2 protein-coding genes and 1 pseudogene are annotated in these 4,255 nt (G+C 55.2%); all 3 read left to right on the top strand.

Annotation, left to right across the window (positions count from 1 at the left end; genetic code table 11):
• Nucleotides 1–222: pseudogene (locus HK22_RS14765) on the top strand (pyrimidine utilization transport protein G); the annotation flags it as partial.
• 372 nt (nt 223–594) lie between these two features.
• Complete coding sequence (locus HK22_RS14760; protein ID WP_143412442.1) at nt 595–2,418, top strand: hypothetical protein; 1,824 nt, start codon at nt 595–597, stop codon at nt 2,416–2,418.
• Between the two features lie 285 nt (nt 2,419–2,703).
• The coding region (locus tag HK22_RS14755; RefSeq protein WP_198945565.1) for an autotransporter-associated beta strand repeat-containing protein at nt 2,704–4,255 on the top strand (1,552 nt) is incomplete at its 3' end.

Raw genomic sequence — 4,255 nt, 5'->3', positions numbered from 1 at the left:
GGTCTGATCGCGGCGACGATGGTGCGCGTCTGGGTGGATAACCGCGTCGATTTCTCCCGTGCCTCAACGCTGTTTCCTGTTGGCGTGGCCCTCGTGGCCGGGGCGGGAGACCTCACTTTCACAATCGGCGGTGTGACGCTGGGCGGCATTGCAACCGCCACAATCGCCGCCATCGGCCTCAACCAGATCCTCAAGGCAGGAGGATTGTCTGAGGATTTGTAGGACCAATTCAGGATTTTACTGAAGTGCGGTGAAGATATCCGGAAGTCTGTGCAGACAGGTCGATACGGTAAAAACTTGCAATATAACCGAATTTCTGCTAATTTATGAAAGCATGGTAATTTATACCATTGTATTTCCAAAAAATTGAATTTCGGTGATGCCTGCTTAGACCGGCGTCAGTCTCGCTATGCGTATTGGGAGATTCATGCATTGAAGAAGATTGTAATCTTATTTCTTATATTTCCGACCTTCGCATTTTCTTATCCGATGTCTTATAAAGACAAGAATGGAGATTTTCAGCAGGTCACAGTAATAACAAAAGAAAATTCACAAAAAATCCCGTACGCTGAAGCATACAAAGACAATAACGGAGTGTGGAAGAAAACTCTGGTTGTGCAGGAAATCTGCGGGGTTGATGGTGGTGGTACGCCGGTCGCCTGTAATGGTCTTAATCAAAGCGATATTAACGTCCCAAATGGTATTGCCGGCCTCAATGATAATGGGAACGTGACTGCGAATGTTTCAACGCAGGCGCAATATACGGCAAGTAACGGGTCGCTGGTTTCTGCCATACAGGACAGCCTTGGGGCTGGCGCGCAGGATGCTCTGGCCGGTGATATCAATGCGATCTGGTTGGGGGGGTTTTCTCTTCCGGTCGTTTCTGGTGGGGCTGGGGATGCGGCAACCAGTGCGATCGTCAATATTGTTGCGCGCCCTTATGGTAATTACAACAATGGCTGCGCGCTGTGCGTGATTGCGACGGGGGGCACCCAGACGGACAGTGCGGGTCGTGCGGCCATTTCAGGCACCGACTGGCATGAAGGTGTTTCCGCCAACGCGGGCATGGGCGATATCGTGGGGTTCTATGAGCATCTCGACAATGCACCAGCCCGCCTGATCCTTCCGGTCACGGCCTATACGGCTACATCCGTGACGCTGGCATCCGCGCTGACGGCAGAGCAGATCAATCAGCTGCGTGCAGGCATGTATATCTGGTCGAATTCCATTGATACGAGCCTGACGGATACGGGCAGTTCATCCGGTCAGATCCCGACCGCCCGTTTTTATGGCGGCTATGTCACGGGCTGGTCGGGCAATACGATTACGGTCAACGGCTGGTCGGTGTTCGAGCAGGCCCCTGGAACAGGGGCGGTTCCGGATGTGACGAAACTGGACACGTCGCTCTACTCCAGCCGCACGACACCGACGGTCTGGATTGGCTCTCCCGGCAAGGTTTTTGCCCGGAATGTGTATGCCAGCTATGTCGAGCCGACGGCAGGTGCGGAAACCTCTCTGGCGCATGAATACCAGGCTGAAGAAGCCGACTTTGCGACCTATGCCAAGACCCCGCACAGTGTGAAATACTCCGGCTATGTCCTGTCGCCACAGTCTTATGGCGCACTGAATGACGGAACAGAGTTCACGGAGGACAGCGCAGGCGTTGTGGTTTCAGGCAGTCTGCCGATCCAGATTTCGCTCTGGGGTGGTTGCAACAGCAGCGCGATCTATGGCCAGTCGCTTTACGTCGCCAGTCATTGCTCCAGGTTTGATGCCAGTACGGCCGTTGGGAAGACCTTCACGCTGAGTGAGAATGTGGCCATCGCAGACGGGATGTCTTACCGGCAGATCACGCGGCTTCAGCAGGATGTGGCGGGTGCGAACCCGAACCTCTACGTTGGCCCTGTTGTAACGCCCGGCACCAATCCGAGTGTCACCAATCGCACCCAGAGCTGGTATGGCACGATCAGCGGTTATGTGAATGGCGCGATCAAGTATGGCATGTCGGACAGCTCGGTTGCGCTCTGCGGCTCAGGGACCAATTGTGGTTTGACTGTCAGCGGAAGTGGTGACGTCACCGTGGGGCCCGGGCATACGGTGCAGATCGAGCCCGCCACCGGGGATGGTGTGAATGGTGCGCCCTATTTTTCAGCGCCTTCGGGAAATACCCTGAAGCTGCAGGATAGTGGTGGGACGAATGCCAGCCTCTCCGTTACTGGAATGCTGAGCGCAAATGCGGGGACCACGCCGGGGTCAATGTCCGCGTCTGATCTCAACAACGTCTATCGTCCCGCTCAGGACGGAACCCAGATGTGGTGTTCGGATTGCAAGCTGAACGGCGTGACCGGTGTGGCTGCATTCTACCATGCCAACGGCACCAAATGGACCGATAGTCAGAATAATCCGATTTCGAATTAAGAGAGCGAAATTTTCACAGATTACAACATTTGTTTCATCACACGGAAATGCAGCTTCTGGAGCTGCGTCCGTGTGGTGTCAGGGAGAACGAGAAGAAGGTACATGAACTGAACATTTTTAGTAGTCTTATATTTCGGGCGCCGGTCTGGTCTTCAATACATGATATGTATGAGGAATAGAAATTTTTCTCCTTTACGTTTGATATGATTTCCGCAAAAATAACGAAAGGTTTCATTTTTCAACATCTTTTTACATGAGAAAGATGTTTTTATTGAGGTAATATTAATGTTTTGCCTGCAGGGTCTTCCGCATATTGCCAGTCAGAAAGGCTGGAAGCTGAACTGCTTTCTTCTGGCTACGGTTTCGACCCTGAGTTTTGCTTCCGCCGGAGCCGCCGGAGCCGCCGGAGCCGCCGGAGCCTCCGCAGCGACCCAGACAATCAGGGGAAGTTTTCAGGGCCCGGCGGCCAGTCAGGCGTATGCGTCTCCGGTTATTGCCACCGGGGCTCTGACGATTGGCAGCGGAGCGCAGATTTCAGCCCAGAGCATTACTGCCGGCGCGCCGCCTGCAGGTGCTGCCCTGATCATGGTTTCTGGTTCTGGTTCCTCTCTGAGTGCGGAACAGGCGCTGGTCATCGGTGCAGCGCCTGATGCCTATACCGGAACGACCCTTAATATTTCTTCAAATGCCCATGTCTCTGCCGCGTCCGTCACCGCCGGTCTGGGAGATGGTACCCTTGGGACCATCAATCTCACATCTTATGGCGCGTCGGACAGAAGCAGCCTTGTGACGCAGGACCTGACGCTTGGTTCAGGGGGCGGCAATGCTGCGTTGAATGCCACGGGGCAATCCGGTGGCATCGCTCTTGTGCATGTTGATGGAAAACTCACCATCGGCCAGCCGGATGCCGTTAACGGTCTTGGGGCGAATACCGTCTGGCTTGGGAGCGGGAGTGCTCTGGAAGTCGGTGGTACGGACGGGATCCAGGCGACGGGGACGTCAAAGGACTACACGTTCACGCTGTCCGGTGGCACGTTGCGGGACGTCACTTCTGATCTGACCAGTGCGGTCAATATAAGTCTTGGAAGCAGCACCACCTCGACGGTTGATACGGGAAGTTTCAACACTCGTCTGACCGGCGCCATTACGGGGGGGGGCAATCTTGTCAAGACAGGGAGCGGCATCCTGACCCTGACGGGGGACAACCAGTACGCACACGGTGCAGGGCCGGTCGTCAACACGATCGTCCAGCAAGGAACCCTGGCAGCGTCTCCGCTCAGTCTGAGAGGTGCCGGGGTGATTCAGAATGATGCGACGCTGCGTATCAGTCAGGACAATTATACAGGCCAGAAGGCGGTCTGGCCCGAGATGGTCAGCAATATCATTACGGGTACAGGTGATCTGATCAAGGATGGCAGCAAAACAGTCGCCCTGACAGCCACTAACACTTATACGGGTGCCACGGTTGTCAGCGCAGGAACGCTTGAGCTGGGCTATTATGGCGGCATCATCGGTTCGATCAATAACAGCTCTGGAATCCAGCTGCTCAATGCATCGTCAAACCTGACCGTATATCGGGATGACACTGTGACGGTTTCTCCGAATATTTCAGGGGCTGGATCGGTGACGAAGATGGGGGCGAATACCCTGACCCTGTCTGGCGTGAATACATATGCCGGTGGCACCGATATTCAGGCTGGGACGCTGCACGGGACGACGTCCAGCTTTGGGACGGGTGCGATCAGCACGGTTCAGGGGACGACACTCGCTGTGGATCAGGCGGGCGACGGTACGCTGAACAATGCGGTGTCTGGCGCGGGTGCGTTCGCCAAGCTGG

This window comes from Gluconobacter sp. DsW_056 (genome assembly GCF_002153595.1).
Taxonomy (GTDB): domain Bacteria; phylum Pseudomonadota; class Alphaproteobacteria; order Acetobacterales; family Acetobacteraceae; genus Gluconobacter; species Gluconobacter albidus.
Note: the sequence above shows the minus strand (reverse complement) of the source record. Positions and strands in the feature narration are given on the sequence as shown.